Below are 15,238 nucleotides of genomic sequence, written 5' to 3'. Positions count from 1 at the left end.
CGGGCGTCCAGTGATCTCATTTTTGAGAAAAGACGGCCTCAGCCAGCGAATCGCTAGCTAATAATCTCGCGGCAAATGCTGCAGATGGCGAGGAGACCGTTCATGGTTCCACCATTGCGGTATCAGGCGGACGTCGTCAAGGCCTTGCTTGTGCCCGATTTGGAGCCGATCAGGCCGCTGAACTCCCGCCATTCGCTGCCGCCCCGCGGGCTCATGGTTAATCATTATTAACCCTTTGGGCCTATCTGTGTGGGGCGATCCCTTTCCCCTGCCGGTGTATCCATGCGACTTTCCTCCGCACTCCTAGCCAGTGCTCTCCTGCTTGCCGCCTCGGCGGCCTCCGCCGACAGCCGCGTCTTTATCGTGGCCAATCAGGCTGACGGTTACGGCGTCGACGAGTGCCTCGCCAGGGGCGACAAGTGCGGTGCCCATGCTGCCCGCTCCTATTGCCAGTCACGGGAATTTGCACAGGCCACCGCCTATCGCCGCGTCGATCCCGACGAGGTCACCGGCGCGGTTCCGAGCGGCGGCGTCGATAAATGCTCCGGCCACGGCTGCGGCGAATACGTCGCCATCACCTGCCAGCGCTAGCGGCGATTTTTCCGTAATATCAAGGGCCCGTTTGCCACATCCGCGCCCCGGAAACGACGTGACGCTGCCCCGAGAAGCAGGTATTGGATGCGGTCTTGGCCGCAGAACGCTGCCTTGGCCGCGCGATTGAGGCTTTCGAGCCGCGCGGATCAGCTCTCTCATGGCCGGATATGCTGGAAATTCGCACCGCTCCCCTCTCCCTTCGGGTTTTGACCTGCGCCATCCTGCTCGGCATCGCTGCCCCGGCCGCGCCCGCTTTGGCGCAGACGAACGAAGACGCCAGGGCGCAGATGAACCAGGACGCCCCGCCACAGCAGGGTGCGCCGGCCAATCCGATCTGCATGCGGCTCGAAGGACAATTAGCGACCATCGACCGTGGCGCCGGCACCGGCGATCCTGCCAAGGATGAACAGATCCGCCGCTATCAGGAAGCCCAGGCCAAGCAACAGGCCGAACTCGATCGGGTCACGCTGCAGGCCAAGCGGATGGGCTGCGAAAGCTCGGGCTTCTTCTCGCTGTTCAACGGCCGCTCGGCGCAGTGCGGTCCGGTCAACAACCAGATTCAGCAGATGCGCGCCAATCTCGACCAGATCACCACCAGCCTGGAGCGGCTGCGCAGCGGCGGCATCGGCGGCGCCGACCGCGAAAACCAGCGCCGCTCGGTGCTGACGGCGCTCGCGCAGAATAATTGCGGCCCGCAATATGCCGCGGCCGCGCGGGGCCCCGGTAACTTCATCGACAGCCTGTTCGGCAACAACAATAACAACACGCTGCCGCCGCCCAGCGCCGATTTTGGCGCACCGTCCGGCACCTTCCGCACCGTCTGCGTCCGCACCTGCGATGGCGGCTACTTCCCGGTGTCGTTTGCCACCTACCAGCAGCGATTCCAGGATGACGAGAGGACCTGCAAGGCGCTTTGCCCGGCGACGGAAGCGACGCTGTTCACCTACCGCAACCCTGGCGAGGACATCAACCAGGCGGTCTCGATCAACGGCCAAGCCTATACGTCGCTGCCCAACGCGTTCAAATTCCGCACCGAGTTCAACGCGTCCTGCGCCTGCAAGGCCGTAGGCCAGACCTGGTCGGAAGCGCTGAAGTCGGTCGACGACAGAGCAGGCGTCGAACAAGGCGACATCATCGTCACCGAGGAGAGCGCGAAGCGGATGCAGCAGCGCGCGCAGCCGAAGGGCGCGCCGCCACCGCCCACCGCCAAGAAGGGCGCTGCGCCCGCCGGCACCGCCACTGCGCCGGCACCCGCAACGGCTCCTGCCGAGACGACCGCCACAGCCAGCGACAAGGACAAGCAGATCCGAACCGTCGGCCCGACCTTCATCCCGCCGAAGCAATAGACCGCACCCTACCCCTCGAACGCTTCCGCCGACGGGGGCGGAAGCGCGATCCTGGGCTCAAATCTCGCCGCTACTTTCTAGCGTTCCCGGCTCCACGGGAAGAGATTGGCCGGGAAGTCCGCCGCGTAGCGGTGTCCCTTCCGCAGGTGGGGGTGTTCCTCTGGAGGGTTGGGATTCGGCTCCACCACTTTCCGATAGAGATGCCAGGTGGCATGACCGAGCACCGGCAGAACGACGGCGAGACCGACGAACAAGGGTATCGAACCGATCACCAGCAGCGCCGCTACGATCACCCCCCACCCGGCCATCGGAATCGGATTCATCATCACAGCCCGCAGCGACGTCCGGATGGCGTCGATCGCCGTGGCATGCCGGTCGAGCATCAAGGGAAACGACACGACACTGACGCACAGCGAAACGACCGCGAACAGAAAACCAACGCCGCAACCGACGATGATGAGTGACCATCCTTCCGGCGTCGTCAGCACGCGCGTTGCAAAATCGGGGATGCTCGCAGCCGGTGCGTGACCAAAGATTGAGACGTAGATAGCGTTCGCTACGCCGATCCAGGCCCCGAACAGAACGAGCAGGAGCACGCCGAGTTCGATCATGCCGCCGAAAGCCGGAGCGCGCAGCACGTGAAGCGCATCCGATACGCTGACCTCCTCGCCGCGCTCGCGGCGGCGGCTGAGCTCATAGAGCCCAATCGCGGCAAAGGGTCCAAGCAAGGCAAAGCCTGCCGCCAGCGGAAACAGCAGCGGCAGCACCGAATAGCCAAGGACCATCCTGAACAGCGCAATACCGAGAACGGGATAAATCACGCACACGACTACCGCGTGACTTGGCATGGCCTTGAAGTCTTCCCAGCCGAGGCGCAACGCCTCGCCCAGGTCAGATAGTTCGATCTTGCGAATGGGATATGTGGCGGCCTCGCCGAAAACTTGCCGTCCAAACTTTGCGATGCTGTCAGAATACGTGGTGGCCATAGGCGCAACCTCCCGTGCTCGCAGTAGCGGCGGTCAAAACGACGCGCCGCAACCCGCGTGTCTCCGCATTGATGTGCGAGAGTCGCGGTCGAGCCGGGTACGGCAAAGTTCATCGAAAAGGAGCTTAGCCGGACGAAACTTGTCGCGACCTCCCCAACAAGTTTAGCGCGATTGGCGTCAAATAGCACTCACGAAAATAGCGCTCACGGCTGGGTGAGTTGTGCACGCCGGCGGTCATTTGGTGCATTGCGTCATCGTCAAACGATGGCTGACGCTCGCCGGCTTGCAGCATCCGCGCAGCGTTCCAACGCTCAAGTGATCTATTGACGCCAGCCCCGACGCGTACCATCCTCGTTTCTGACGCCCAAGATTCCGATGGAAGCGGTCGTAACGTGTGCTCGGTGCCACGTTTGGATGTCACGACCGGTCAAAGTGGGCGAGGCAAGACGCACTGCGATGGCGCATGTGAAGTCGTAGGCCATCGAGACAGGTGTGAGCTCCGCCCTCTGATTCGACTCCGTTGCCTTTAGTGGCAAGAAGGAGCGAGGGATGGTTGTTGCGCTCATACTGCTTCTGGTCGCGGTCGGCTCGGTGCTGTTTCACATCTACAGCCCGTGGTGGTGGACGCCGATCGCCACCAACTGGAGCTACATCGACCACACCATCAGCATCACCTTCTGGATCACTGGTTTCGTTTTCTTCGCGGTGATCGCTTTCATGGCCTATTGCGTCTTCCGCTTCCATCACAAGGAAGGAAGACAGGCAGCCTACAATCCTGAAAACAAGAAGCTCGAATGGTGGCTCACCATAGGGACCGCGATCGGCGTTGGGGCCATGTTGGCGCCCGGCCTGGTGGTCTGGCACCAGTTCATCACAGTTCCGGCTGATGCCACCGACATCGAGGTCATGGGCCAGCAGTGGCAATGGAGCTACCGCCTGCCGGGGAAAGATGGCCGGATGGGCACAACCGACGTCCGCAACATCAGCCCCGAGAATCCCATGGGCCTGAAACGCGACGACCCGCACGGACAAGACGACGTCGTGATCGAAAATGGCGACTTGCACCTGCCGGTCGGGAAATCGGTCAAGGTTCTGCTCCGCTCCGTCGACGTGCTGCACAATTTCTACGTTCCTGAATTCCGGGCCAAGATGGATATGGTTCCCGGCATGGTCACGTATTTCTGGATGACTCCGATCCGAACTGGAACGTTCGATGTGCTCTGCGCCGAGTTGTGCGGCTCTGCCCACGCGCAGATGCGCTCCAAGGTCATCGTCGAGGAAGAAAGCAAGTATCACGCCTGGCTGGAGAAGCAGCAGACGTTTGCGGAATTGTCCCGCCGGAACGCCGTAATGAAGGCGACGTACAAATCCGGCGGCAGATAGGAAAGTGCCGCTGCGCAGATAAGATCGGGTGCGTGAAACCAACTCGTCGCCCCCGATGGAAACGACCGAGGAGGTATTTCTATGGTCGACGTTCCGTATGATGCCGTCACAGACGTTCCGCCTGCCGAAGTGCCGGAGGTTGACCTCTATCATCCCAAGAGCTGGTGGACGCAGTATGTCTTTTCGCAGGACGCCAAAGTCATCGCCATCCAGTACTCGCTCACAGCGACGGCAATTGGGTTGGTGGCCCTGGTGCTGTCATGGCTGATGCGGCTGCAGTTGGGATTTCCCGGCACATTCTCCTTTATCGATGCAAATCAATATCTCCAGTTCATCACCATGCACGGCATGATCATGGTGATCTACCTGCTCACGGCATTGTTCCTTGGAGGCTTCGGCAACTACCTGATCCCGCTGATGGTCGGCGCCCGGGACATGGTCTTCCCCTATGTGAACATGCTGAGCTACTGGATCTACCTGCTCGCCGTCATCGTACTGGCGTCGACCTTTTTCGTGCCGGGCGGACCCACCGGCGCCGGCTGGACCCTCTACCCGCCGCAGGCAATTCTCTCCGGCACCCCCGGGCAGGATTGGGGCATCATTCTCATGCTGGCCTCGCTGATCCTGTTCATCATCGGCTTCACGATGGGCGGGCTGAATTATGTGGTGACCGTACTGCAGGCGCGCACGCGTGGCATGACGTTGATGCGCATGCCGCTGACGGTGTGGGGCATCTTCACGGCTACCGTGATGGCGCTGCTGGCCTTCCCGGCGCTGTTCGTCGCCTCGGTCATGATGCTGTTCGACCGTCTCCTGGGAACCAGCTTCTTCATGCCCGCACTCGTCGAGATGGGCCAGCAGATGAAGTATGGCGGCGGCAGCCCGATCCTGTTCCAGCACCTGTTCTGGTTCTTCGGCCATCCCGAAGTCTACATCGTCGCACTTCCGGCCTTCGGCATCGTTTCGGATCTGATCAGCGTCCATGCACGGAAGAACATCTTCGGCTATCGCATGATGGTGTGGGCCATCGTTGGAATCGGCGCGCTCAGTTTCGTTGTGTGGGCGCACCACATGTATGTGAGCGGCATGCACCCGAAATTCGGGTTCTTCTTCGCCACCACCACGCTCATCATCGCGATCCCAACCGCGATCAAGGTCTACAACTGGGTGCTGACGCTGTGGCGCGGCGACATCCATCTCACCGTGCCTATGCTGTTCGCGCTCGGCTTCATCATCACGTTCGTCAACGGCGGGCTCACCGGCCTCTTCCTCGGCAACGTGGTCGTGGATGTCCCGCTATCGGATACCATGTTCGTCGTCGCGCATTTCCACATGGTGATGGGCGTGGCCCCGATCATGGTCGTGCTGGGCGCGATCTATCATTGGTACCCCAAGGTAACGGGACGGATGCTCGATGACTGGATGGGCAAGTTTCATTTCTGGGTGACGTTCCTCGGCGCCTATCTGATCTTCTTCCCCATGCATTATATTGGACTGCTCGGTGTTCCGCGCCGGTATCACGACGTCGGCGAAGCCGCGTTCATTCCCTCATCGACCCATACGCTCAACGCCTTTATCACCGTCATGGCTTTGACCGTGGGCTTCGCCCAGATGGTGTTCCTGTTCAATCTTGTCTGGAGCTACTTCAAGGGCAGGCCCTCAGGTGGCAATCCATGGCGGGCGACAACCCTCGAGTGGCAGACGCCCGAGACCCCGCCCGGGCACGGCAACTGGGGCAAGGAGCTCCCGGTGGTCTATCGATGGGCGTATGACTACAGCGTGCCGGGTGCAGCGCAGGACTTCATTCCGCAGAACCAGCCACGGGCGACGCCGGCCCTTCAGGGAGCTGCGCCGTGAGCGCCATTGTCCTGTTCATGGCGGTGATCGCGATCATCGCCGGATGGTGGCTCTCGCAGCAACGGCTGATGAGCAAACCGTGGCTGGAAGAAGGCCCGATCGGTAACTACCCCGGCACGGGCGCGGCGACCTGGCCCGCAGCGAAGATCGGACTGGGCGTGTTTCTCGCCGTCGCCGGCTCGCTGTTCGCACTTTTCATCAGCGCCTACTCCATGCGCATGGTCATGGTGGACTGGCGCACGATGCCGGTGCCCGGGCTGCTGTGGTTCAATACCGGCGTCCTGGTCGTAAGCAGTGTCGCACTGCAATGGGCCTACGTGGCCGCGCGCCGGGACGACATGGGGAATGTGATCATCGGCCTATGCGCGGGGGGCGCCTCCGCCATCACATTCCTGATTGGGCAGCTTCTGGCGTGGCAACAGCTGAGGGCCGCGGGCTATTTCGTTGCGTCCAATCCAGCCAATTCCTTCTTCTACATGATCACCGCGGCCCATGGGCTGCACTTGATGGGCGGTCTGGTGGCCCTCGGCAGAACGACTGCCAGGGTGTGGCGTGGCGCCGAGATGGCCCAGGTGCGCCTGAGCGTGGAACTCTGCGCGATCTACTGGCATTTCCTGCTGTTGGTCTGGCTTGTCTTGCTGGGTCTGCTGACAGGCTGGACGGACGAATTCGTCGACATCTGTCGCCGGTTGCTCACCTAGGAGAGGCCAGATGGCAGAGACTGCGCTGACAAATTCCGCACAATCGCCTGTACTAACTCCAGGCTGGCGAGGCATTGCTGACGACTGGTCCTCGGATCAGCGCGCTTTCAAAAATGTCTCCTGGGGGAAGGCCATGATGTGGATCTTCCTCCTGAGCGACACCTTTATCTTCAGCTGCTTCCTGCTGTCCTACATGACCGCGCGAATGTCCACGACCGTGCCGTGGCCGAATCCGAGTGAGGTATTCGCTCTCGAGATTGCGGGGCACCATATCCCCCTCATCCTGATCGCCATCATGACCTTCGTCCTGATCTCCAGCAGCGGGACCATGGCGATGGCCGTCAATTTCGGTTACCGCCGTGATCGCACCAAGACCGCGGTACTGATGCTGCTCACGGCGGCACTTGGCGCAACGTTCGTCGGAATGCAGGCCTTCGAATGGACCAAGCTGATCATGGAGGGCGTACGGCCCTGGGAAAACCCATGGGGAGCAGCGCAGTTCGGCTCCAGCTTCTTCATGATCACAGGCTTCCACGGCACCCACGTGACAATCGGCGTGATTTTCCTGATCGCGATCGCGCGAAAGGTCTGGCGCGGAGATTTCGATCACGGGCGGCGCGGGTTTTTCACGAGCAGGAAGGGAAACTACGAGATCGTCGAAATCACCGGCCTGTACTGGCACTTCGTCGATCTGGTGTGGGTGTTCATCTTTGCATTCTTCTATCTTTGGTGAGGTAAGCGCATGGCAAACGTGGCGGTACATCTAGAAGGACATCAACCTTCACTGCAAACCCATGTGCATGACGCCGTCGCAGCTGGAGCTGCGCACGCAAAGGGGCAGCAGCACCCGATCAAGCTCTATCTCGTGGTCTGGGGATGGTTGTTCGTCCTCAGCACGTTCTCCTATCTCGTCGACTACTTTCACCTCCACGGCTATCTCAGATGGTCGCTGATCCTGTTGTTCATGATGTTGAAGGCCGGCCTGATCGTCGCCGTCTTCATGCACATGGCATGGGAACGGCTGGCGCTGGTCTATGCAATCCTGCTGCCGCCGGTGGCGGTGCTGGTTTTCGTGGCCATCATGGTGTTCGAATCCGAGTACACGCACTTCATACGGGCCCTGTTCTTCGCCGCGCCGGCTTGAATACTGTCGCCCCGCATCCGCAGGCTGAAAGCGTTTCCCGAAGCAGCCCTATCGGGAAATCATCAGCTCGCTGAACTACCTGTTGATTAGGTCGGAATGGATGTCACGGCTTTAGAACCCGACTGCATCGCTATGTTCGCGATCCCAACATATTTGCAAAGAAATATTTTCATTTTAATTGACTCACTCAATCGAATTGGGAAATTATATGAGAGTCGACATATCAACACTAAAAATGATATGAGAGTCGACATTCAATACTGAATACGCGATATATTAAATTAAGTGGGAGCTTTGGCTTATGATGAAAATGCGTTGGTTGGTTTTGCAGGCGCTCGTTTTTTCGATATCGGCAATTGGCGGCGCACCCGCAAGTGCGGGCGTGGTCGTCGGAGCCACATCGGTAACGGCTTCGGCTGGCATTCCATCAGGTTATAGTTCACCCACAAGTGTGAATAACTTGATCGACCAATCCGGTTTGACCGCAAATTACGTGAGCGGCGTCACCGACTTCGCAAGCTTTACCTCGACCACCGTAGCCTCATATAGCTGTTGTTTCCCTGAACTTGGAGGTGTAGCGGGACCGGTCAGCGGATCGTATGTAGATTTCGCCCTCAATAACCCCACAACAATCGGTGCAATTGTAATGTGGAATCAATCCGGCGCTGCATCACTACAAACTTTTAACCTACTCGGTAGCAACGGCGGTCCGTTCTCGTTACTTGGTACGTTTACGATGGTAGATGGTGGGTCGCCGGCTCAAGTTTTTCACTTTTCTGCGGGCGTGTTTCAGGAATTCCGTGTGCAGATTCTAACCAACTTTGGTTATGAGGGCGGAACGATCTGGAATGAAACCGCCTTTGAGGGAGTCTCTGCCGTGCCCGAACCTTCGACTTGGGCTATGATGATCCTTGGCTTTGCTGGCGTCGGCTTCATGACTTATCGCCGTCGCAATCAAGCCGCAGCACTCGCAGCCTGATCCAAAATCGAAATCAAGAACACAGAGACCGCCTTAAGGCGGTCTTTTCGTGTGTATGACTGAAATCTCCATTTCGAAAGAATCCCGAAGCGAAGACCCATGCGGTCAGGCGGCCCTATAGAGTTTAGCCGTCAAATACGTCCGCTGAGGCGCGGCCGGCGCGCGCGACCAGCTTCTCGTCCGGCGCAGGCAACGCCTTGCCGTTGTCGCGGAAGCGGTTGGTGATGGGATAGCGGCGGTCGCGGCCAAAGTTCTTTTCCGTGACCTTGACGCCAGGTGCGGCCTGCCGGCGCTTGTATTCGGCAATGTTGAGCAGCCGGTCGATCCGCGTCACCACGTCTGCCGGGAAACCGGCCGCGATGATCGACGCCAGCGGCTCCTCGCGCTCGACCAGCCGCTCCAGGATGCCGTCGAGCACCTCGTAGGGCGGCAGCGAATCCTGGTCGGTCTGGTTCTCGCGCAACTCCGCCGTCGGCGGCCGCGTGATGATGTTGACCGGAATGACTTCGCCCGCAGGCCCGAGCGCGCCATCCGGCTTCCATTCGTTGCGCAGGCTCGACAATCGGAACACTTCGGTCTTGTAGATATCTTTGATGGGATTGAAGCCGCCGTTCATGTCGCCATAGAGCGTGGCGTAGCCGACCGACATTTCCGACTTGTTGCCGGTCGTGACCACCATCGCGCCGGTCTTGTTCGAAATCGCCATCAAGAGCGTACCACGGGTGCGCGCCTGCAAATTTTCCTCGGTGATGTCGCGCGGCAGCCCGGCGAACGGACCGGAGAGGATCTTTTCGAATCCATTCACGGCGTCCGCGATCGGCAGCACCTCGTAGGGAAAGCCGAGCGCTTTCGCGAGCTTCGCGGCATCGTCGAGCGAGACTTGCGCGGTGAAACGGAACGGCAGCATCACGCCGCGGACCTGGTCGGCGCCGAGCGCATCGACCGCGATCGCCGCGCACAGTGCGGAATCGATACCGCCGGAGACACCGAGCAGCACGCCCGGAAATCCGTTCTTGCGGACGTAATCGCGCAAGCCCAGCACGCAGGCCGCGTAATCGCCCTTGTCGCCCTCGACCAGCGGCACCACCGGCCCGGAACAGTGCCAGCCGTCGGCACTCTTGGTCCAGTGCAGCGTGAGGATGCTCTCCTCAAACGCCGGCAGTTGCGCCGCGACCGAAAGATCGGTGTTGAGCGCGAACGACGCGCCGTCGAATACCAACTCGTCCTGTCCGCCGATCTGGTTGAGATAGACCAGCGGCAAGCCGCTTTCGGTGACGCGGGCGACCGCGATCGACAGCCGCAAATCGTTCTTGTCGCGTGCATAGGGCGAGCCGTTCGGCACCACCAGGATTTCCGCGCCGGTCTCGGCGAGGCACTCGACGACGTTCTCGTATTCTTCGGACTCTTCGAGCCAGATGTCCTCGCAGATGGGAACGCCGACCCGGATGCCGCGGACGGTGACCGGACCCGCAGCCGGGCCGCGTGCGAACAGGCGTTTTTCGTCGAACACGCCATAGTTCGGTAGATTCGCCTTGAAGCGAAGGGCTGCGATGCGGCCCTCATCGAGCAGCGCGCAGGCATTATAGAGCTTGCCGTCCTCGACCCAGGGCGTGCCGATCAGGGCGGCGGGCCCCCCGCCCGCGGTCTCGCGCGCCAGCTCCTCGACGGCGGCGCGGCAGGCCGCCTGGAACGCGGGCTTCAGCACCAGGTCTTCCGGCGGATAGCCGCAGATGAACAGTTCGGGCAGCACCAGCAAGTCAGCGCCGTCGGCGTTGGCCTTGTCGCGTGCGGCGCGCGCCTTGGCGGCATTTCCCGTGACGTCACCGACCGTCGGGTTCAACTGCGCCAGCGTGATCTTGAAGGTTGGTTCGGTCATGGGAGCGATGGTGCCTTGCACAAGAGCAAACTGCAAATGCTCGCTTCATAGCGTTTTCGAGCGAAGTGGGTACCGGTTCGCGTGAAGAGAACGCGTCAAAACAACAATTTAGATATGCGGTTCTGAGCCAGGTTGGTACCGCATATCTAGAACGCGCCTATGCGTTCGGCGATGGCAAACAGCCAGAACGCCCCGGCCATCAGCAGCGCGACACCGACCGCGGCCGATCCCATGTCCTTGACCCGCCCGATCTGCGGATCGTGGGCGGTGGTGAGGCGGTCGGCGAGCTTCTCGATCGCGGTATTGAGGATCTCGACCACCAGCACGAACGCCACCGCCGCGACAAGTTCCACGCGGCGCATCACGCTCGCGCCGACCAGCCAGGCCAGCGGCACCGACAGTGCCAGCGCAAACAGTTCCTCGCGGACGGCCTGCTCCGATCGGATCGCAAAAGCGAGGCCGTTGCGCGTGTTGATGGTGGCCCGCCAGAGTCGCAGCAAGTCAAAGTCCCGCTGCGGCCGGCATCGGCTTTTCCTTGCCGGCGCGTTCCTGCTTCAGCAGTTCGGCGATCAGGAAAGCCATGTCGATGGATTGTTCGGCGTTGAGGCGGGGATCGCAGACCGTGTGATAGCGGTCGTTGAGGTCCTCGTCGGTGATGGCGCGGGCGCCGCCGATGCATTCGGTGACGTCCTGTCCGGTCATCTCCAGGTGCACGCCGCCGGCATGCGTTCCCTCCGCCGCATGGATGGCGAAGAACGACTTCACCTCCGACAGCACCCGGTCGAACGGACGGGTCTTGTAGCCCGAGTTCGACGTGATGGTGTTGCCGTGCATGGGATCGCAGGACCAGACCACGACCCGTCCTTCCCGCTGCACGGCGCGGATCAGCGGCGCGAGATGGTCGCCGACCTTGTCGGAGCCGAAGCGGTTGATCAGCGTCAGCCGTCCGGGCTCATTGTCGGGGTTGAGGATGTCGATCAGCTTCAACAGTTCATCCGGCTTCAGCGAGGGACCGCATTTCAGGCCGATCGGGTTCTTGATGCCGCGGAAATATTCGACATGGCCGTGGTCGAGTTGGCGGGTGCGATCGCCGATCCAGATCATGTGGCCCGACGTCGCGTACCAGTCGCCGGTGGTGGAATCGACCCGTGTGAAGGCCTGCTCGTAACCAAGCAGCAGCGCTTCGTGGCTGGTGTAGAAATCGGTCGCACGCAGTTCGGGATGGCTTTCGAGATCGAGCCCACAGGCGCGCATGAAGTTCAGCGCATCCGAGATACGGTCGGCCAGTTCCTTGTAGCGGCGTGACTGCGGGGAATCCTTGAGGAAGCCGAGCATCCACTGGTGCACGCTGCCGAGATTGGCAAAGCCGCCGGTCGCGAAGGCGCGAAGCAGGTTCAGCGTCGCGGCCGATTGCCGGTAGGCCATCAACTGGCGCTGCGGATCGGGGATGCGCGACTCCGCCGTGAAGGCGATGTCGTTGATGATGTCGCCGCGGTAGCTCGGCAGCTCGACACCGTTGATCTTTTCCGTGTTCGACGAGCGCGGTTTTGCAAACTGCCCGGCGATACGGCCGACCTTCACCACCGGCAGCGCGCCGGCGTAGGTCAAAACGACGGCCATCTGCAGCAGCACGCGGAAGAAGTCGCGGATGTTATTGGCGCCATGCTCGGCAAAGCTCTCGGCGCAATCGCCGCCCTGCAGCAGGAAGGCTTCGCCCGCGGCGACACGCGCCAGCGCCTTTTTCAGGTTGCGGGCTTCGCCGGCGAACACCAGCGGCGGAAACGTGGCGAGCTGCGCCTCGACATCGGCCAATGCCTTGGCATCGGGATAATCGGGGACCTGCAGCACCGGCCTGGTGCGCCAGCTATCGGGTGTCCACCGCTCGGACATGACGTTAACTCCTGAGCAAAAACCGTAACTTATCCGCCTTCGCTAAAGCTTCGGCGGACCGGAAATTGATAGACCCGGCGAAGCCTTCGGCGTAGCCGGGCAAGCGATTGTGAAGGCCGCGTTATACACAGGCCTTTGGCCGACCGCCAGTTAGATTTCCGGTAGTCCTGACAAGCCCTTGCGGCAAAAGCCGATTTCGCTTTTGCTGTGGCCGCTCGCAAAGCTGGCAGGAGAACACGGTGGCCGAGCCGGGATTGGACGACGTATTTAGCGACGATATCACCGTGCCCGCGGCGGATGGATATCCCCTTGCCGCGACGCTGTTTCTGCCCCGCGGGGCCAAGCGCCACGCCGTCCTGATCAACTCGGCGACCGCGGTCCCCCGCAAGCTCTACCGGGGCTTTGCCGGCTATCTCGCCAAGCGCGGCTGCGCGGTTTTGACCTACGACTACCGCGGCACCGGCGATAGCAGGCAGCAGGTGCTGACCGGCTACAATCAGCCGAAATCGCTGGTCGGCTTCAAGGCCTCGATGTCGGACTGGGCCGCACAGGATATTACGGCCACCGTCGCCTGGATGCGCGAGCGCTACAAGGCGCTCCCCTTCGCCTATGTCGGACATTCGTTCGGCGGCCAGGCGCTCGGCCTGTTGCCGAACAATTCGCAGATTTCGCGCGCGCTGTTCATTGCCGCCCAGGCCGGCTACTGGAAACTGATGACGGCGCCGGAGCGCTACCGCGTCTACGCCCTGCTGAATTTTGTCGGCCTCCCCCTCACCCGCGCACTCGGCTACATGCCGGGCAAGGCCGGGCTTGGCATGGACCTGCCGAAGGACGCGTTCCTGCAATGGGTCGGCTGGGTGATGAGCCCGCGCTATCTGTTCGACGATTCCAGGCTCGAAGCCGTGCAGAATTTTCCGAACTACCAGGGCGCGTTGCGCGCGATCTGCATGTCCGACGATCCCTGGGCGACGCGGCCCGCGGTCGAATTGCTATGCTCGGGATTTACCTCGATCAAGCCAGAGATCGTCACGGTGACGCCGGCGGATACCGGCGCGAGCAGGATTGGACACATGGGATTCTTCAGGCCCGAACATCGCGACACGCTGTGGCGCGGGGCGGCGGAGTGGATCGAGGCGGGGGAATAAGTTCGCCGTCGTATTGCGGACGATCGCGGAAGCTAGAGCCCACTGTCATTGCGAGCGCAGCGAAGCAATCCATAGCGCGGCGTCCGGAGAGATGGATTGCTTCGCTGCGCTCGCAATGACGGCGAGAAGGCGCTGTTCGCTACACGCGCCTGAACGCTATTGCGCGAGCAAGCGATCGGGCTCTTGTGCGAACCGCGCCGCCATCATTGCCGCTATGAACGATCCACTGGCCGTCAGGTGTTTGTCCCGTGATGATCCCCACGTGATGCGGCCAGACCACCACCACGCCGATTCCGGGGCCGCCGGCATTCGTGCCTTCGCTCGCCCAGGAGCGTGCGAGCGCCAGGCGACGGTCCGGTTTGCCCAGATATTTGCTTAGGTAACTACCGCACCAGCCCCGGTAGCCGTGATGCCGGTGTTGGGGGCGCGCCTGTGCCTGAATGGAAGAAAAGACGACCAGGAACGCCGACGCAACAAGGAAGGGCTTTAGCATCCATTACTCCACAAAACGCTGATGGTGGGGAACTACAAACGCGGCCCCAACAGCGTTCTTCGTGGATAGTTCCTGCATGGCTGCCATTTCGCTCCACTGACAGCGGCGCGGAGCGGCCAGATCACGGAATTGCGGTCGATCCCTCTTCCTGAAACCAGTTCCTGCCTACCGAATTAGCATCAGAGAAATCAGAGGCTCTCGATGGAAGCCGTCAGCAACGCCGCGCACCTGTGCATCGATATGCAGAACGTCTTCGCCAGAGGCGGCGTTTGGGCGACGCCATGGATGGAGCGGGTGCTGCCGGTAATCTCGGACATATGCGCGCGGTATCCGGAGCGGACAGTGTTCACGCGCTTCGTCACGCCGGAAAAACCTGAAGACCGTCGCGGCCAATGGCAAGCCTATTTCATGAAATGGAGGTGCGCGACGCGTGGCAACCTTCCGCCCGGCGCGCTCGACCTGGTGTCGGAGCTTGCGCGCTACTCGCCGCCGGCGCTGGTCGTCGACAAGCCCGCCTATTCGGCATTCTTCGGCTCACGGCTTGGCCATCTGCTGGTCGAACGGCACGTCGGGACGGTGGTGGTATCCGGCGCGGAGACCGACGTGTGCGTGCTTGCCACCGTGCTCGGCGCGGTCGATCTCGGCTTCCGCGTCGTCATCGTGCAGGACGCGCTGTGCAGCTCTTCCGACACCGGGCACGATGCATTGATGACGATGTACCGCACGCGATTTCACGGCCAGATCGATCTGGTCGACGCCGAAGAGCTGTTCGAGATGTGGTGTCCGGATTAGGTGCCCCAGGGCCCCGCGGAACTGCCGCTCCCGCTCCGGCGTTGACTCCGCG

The 15,238-nt window shown here is 61.4% G+C and carries 15 protein-coding genes; 10 read left to right on the top strand and 5 right to left on the bottom strand.

Going from position 1 to position 15,238, the window contains the following annotated elements; genetic code table 11:
• The first annotated feature begins 282 nt into the window (after window positions 1-282).
• Together KIP88_RS06810 and KIP88_RS06805 are read left to right on the top strand one after the other, a co-directional pair.
• On the top strand, window positions 283-591 hold the full coding sequence (locus KIP88_RS06810) for a hypothetical protein (protein ID WP_214487081.1): 309 nt from the start codon (window positions 283-285) through the stop codon (window positions 589-591).
• Between the two features lie 170 nt (window positions 592-761).
• Window positions 762-1,940, top strand: coding sequence for a DUF2865 domain-containing protein (locus KIP88_RS06805; protein ID WP_214487306.1), 1,179 nt, complete (start codon window positions 762-764; stop codon window positions 1,938-1,940).
• Window positions 1,941-2,017: 77 nt separating this feature from the next.
• Here KIP88_RS06805 and KIP88_RS06800 read toward each other — a convergent pair whose 3' ends face one another.
• Window positions 2,018-2,926 (bottom strand): DUF2189 domain-containing protein, encoded by a 909-nt coding sequence (locus tag KIP88_RS06800; RefSeq protein ID WP_214487080.1) that lies wholly within the window; start codon window positions 2,924-2,926, stop codon window positions 2,018-2,020.
• Window positions 2,927-3,475: 549 nt separating this feature from the next.
• On the opposite strand from KIP88_RS06800, the gene KIP88_RS06795 reads away from it, so the two are divergent.
• The 6 genes from KIP88_RS06795 (at window position 3,476) to KIP88_RS06770 (ending at window position 8,990) form a co-directional block, all read left to right on the top strand.
• Complete coding sequence (locus KIP88_RS06795) at window positions 3,476-4,309, top strand: cytochrome c oxidase subunit II (RefSeq protein ID WP_214487079.1); 834 nt, start codon at window positions 3,476-3,478, stop codon at window positions 4,307-4,309.
• 81 nt (window positions 4,310-4,390) lie between these two features.
• Window positions 4,391-6,166 carry a cbb3-type cytochrome c oxidase subunit I gene (locus KIP88_RS06790; RefSeq protein WP_214487078.1) on the top strand — a complete coding sequence of 592 codons (1,776 nt, stop codon included), beginning with the start codon at window positions 4,391-4,393 and terminating at the stop codon, window positions 6,164-6,166.
• The gene (locus tag KIP88_RS06785) at window positions 6,163-6,867 is read left to right on the top strand and encodes a cytochrome c oxidase subunit 3 (RefSeq protein ID WP_214487077.1); all 705 of its coding nucleotides are present in this window, start codon (window positions 6,163-6,165) and stop codon (window positions 6,865-6,867) included. The genes KIP88_RS06790 and KIP88_RS06785 overlap by 4 nt, the downstream gene beginning before the upstream one ends.
• A gap of 10 nt (window positions 6,868-6,877) precedes the next feature.
• Window positions 6,878-7,600 (top strand): heme-copper oxidase subunit III family protein, encoded by a 723-nt coding sequence (locus tag KIP88_RS06780; protein WP_214487076.1) that lies wholly within the window; start codon window positions 6,878-6,880, stop codon window positions 7,598-7,600.
• A 9-nt stretch (window positions 7,601-7,609) separates the two neighbouring features.
• Entirely contained in the window at window positions 7,610-8,011 is a 402-nt protein-coding gene (locus KIP88_RS06775) for a cytochrome C oxidase subunit IV family protein (protein WP_214487075.1), read from the top strand.
• A gap of 301 nt (window positions 8,012-8,312) precedes the next feature.
• Window positions 8,313-8,990, top strand: a complete 678-nt coding sequence (locus tag KIP88_RS06770) for a PEPxxWA-CTERM sorting domain-containing protein (RefSeq protein ID WP_214487074.1) — start codon at window positions 8,313-8,315, stop codon at window positions 8,988-8,990.
• Between the two features lie 124 nt (window positions 8,991-9,114).
• Here the strand turns inward: KIP88_RS06770 and KIP88_RS06765 are convergent, their stop codons facing one another.
• The 3 genes from KIP88_RS06765 to KIP88_RS06755 form a co-directional block, all read right to left on the bottom strand.
• Window positions 9,115-10,866 carry an NAD+ synthase gene (locus KIP88_RS06765; RefSeq protein ID WP_214487073.1) on the bottom strand — a complete coding sequence of 584 codons (1,752 nt, stop codon included), beginning with the start codon at window positions 10,864-10,866 and terminating at the stop codon, window positions 9,115-9,117.
• Window positions 10,867-11,012: 146 nt separating this feature from the next.
• On the bottom strand, window positions 11,013-11,366 hold the full coding sequence (locus tag KIP88_RS06760) for a diacylglycerol kinase (protein WP_214487072.1): 354 nt from the start codon (window positions 11,364-11,366) through the stop codon (window positions 11,013-11,015).
• A 1-nt stretch (window position 11,367) separates the two neighbouring features.
• On the bottom strand, window positions 11,368-12,756 hold the full coding sequence (locus KIP88_RS06755) for a class II 3-deoxy-7-phosphoheptulonate synthase (protein ID WP_214487071.1): 1,389 nt from the start codon (window positions 12,754-12,756) through the stop codon (window positions 11,368-11,370).
• 239 nt (window positions 12,757-12,995) lie between these two features.
• Here KIP88_RS06755 and KIP88_RS06750 point away from each other — a divergent pair, with 239 nt between their 5' ends.
• Window positions 12,996-13,901 (top strand): alpha/beta fold hydrolase, encoded by a 906-nt coding sequence (locus KIP88_RS06750; RefSeq protein ID WP_214487070.1) that lies wholly within the window; start codon window positions 12,996-12,998, stop codon window positions 13,899-13,901.
• Between the two features lie 139 nt (window positions 13,902-14,040).
• Here the strand turns inward: KIP88_RS06750 and KIP88_RS46360 are convergent, their stop codons facing one another.
• Complete coding sequence (locus KIP88_RS46360) at window positions 14,041-14,394, bottom strand: hypothetical protein (protein WP_249790560.1); 354 nt, start codon at window positions 14,392-14,394, stop codon at window positions 14,041-14,043.
• Between the two features lie 201 nt (window positions 14,395-14,595).
• Between KIP88_RS46360 and KIP88_RS06740 the strand changes: the two genes are divergently transcribed.
• Window positions 14,596-15,186 (top strand): cysteine hydrolase family protein, encoded by a 591-nt coding sequence (locus KIP88_RS06740; RefSeq protein ID WP_214487069.1) that lies wholly within the window; start codon window positions 14,596-14,598, stop codon window positions 15,184-15,186.
• The last annotated feature ends 52 nt before the right edge of the window (window positions 15,187-15,238 follow it).

This window comes from Bradyrhizobium sp. SRL28, assembly GCF_018596315.1.
GTDB lineage: Bacteria > Pseudomonadota > Alphaproteobacteria > Rhizobiales > Xanthobacteraceae > Bradyrhizobium.
This window is presented reverse-complemented; position numbering and strand designations above follow the sequence as displayed.

What these genes read in the sequence shown, in the direction of transcription:
- KIP88_RS06810 (WP_214487081.1), top strand. Translation starts at nt 283, where the DNA reads ATGCGACTTTCCTCCGCACTCCTAGCCAGTGCTCTCCTGCTTGCCGCC.
- KIP88_RS06805 (WP_214487306.1), top strand. Translation starts at nt 762, where the DNA reads ATGCTGGAAATTCGCACCGCTCCCCTCTCCCTTCGGGTTTTGACCTGC.
- KIP88_RS06800 (WP_214487080.1), bottom strand. Translation starts at nt 2,926, where the DNA reads ATGGCCACCACGTATTCTGACAGCATCGCAAAGTTTGGACGGCAAGTT.
- KIP88_RS06795 (WP_214487079.1), top strand. Translation starts at nt 3,476, where the DNA reads ATGGTTGTTGCGCTCATACTGCTTCTGGTCGCGGTCGGCTCGGTGCTG.
- KIP88_RS06790 (WP_214487078.1), top strand. Translation starts at nt 4,391, where the DNA reads ATGGTCGACGTTCCGTATGATGCCGTCACAGACGTTCCGCCTGCCGAA.
- KIP88_RS06780 (WP_214487076.1), top strand. Translation starts at nt 6,878, where the DNA reads ATGGCAGAGACTGCGCTGACAAATTCCGCACAATCGCCTGTACTAACT.
- KIP88_RS06775 (WP_214487075.1), top strand. Translation starts at nt 7,610, where the DNA reads ATGGCAAACGTGGCGGTACATCTAGAAGGACATCAACCTTCACTGCAA.
- KIP88_RS06770 (WP_214487074.1), top strand. Translation starts at nt 8,313, where the DNA reads ATGATGAAAATGCGTTGGTTGGTTTTGCAGGCGCTCGTTTTTTCGATA.
- KIP88_RS06765 (WP_214487073.1), bottom strand. Translation starts at nt 10,866, where the DNA reads ATGACCGAACCAACCTTCAAGATCACGCTGGCGCAGTTGAACCCGACG.
- KIP88_RS06755 (WP_214487071.1), bottom strand. Translation starts at nt 12,756, where the DNA reads ATGTCCGAGCGGTGGACACCCGATAGCTGGCGCACCAGGCCGGTGCTG.
- KIP88_RS46360 (WP_249790560.1), bottom strand. Translation starts at nt 14,394, where the DNA reads ATGCTAAAGCCCTTCCTTGTTGCGTCGGCGTTCCTGGTCGTCTTTTCT.
- KIP88_RS06740 (WP_214487069.1), top strand. Translation starts at nt 14,596, where the DNA reads ATGGAAGCCGTCAGCAACGCCGCGCACCTGTGCATCGATATGCAGAAC.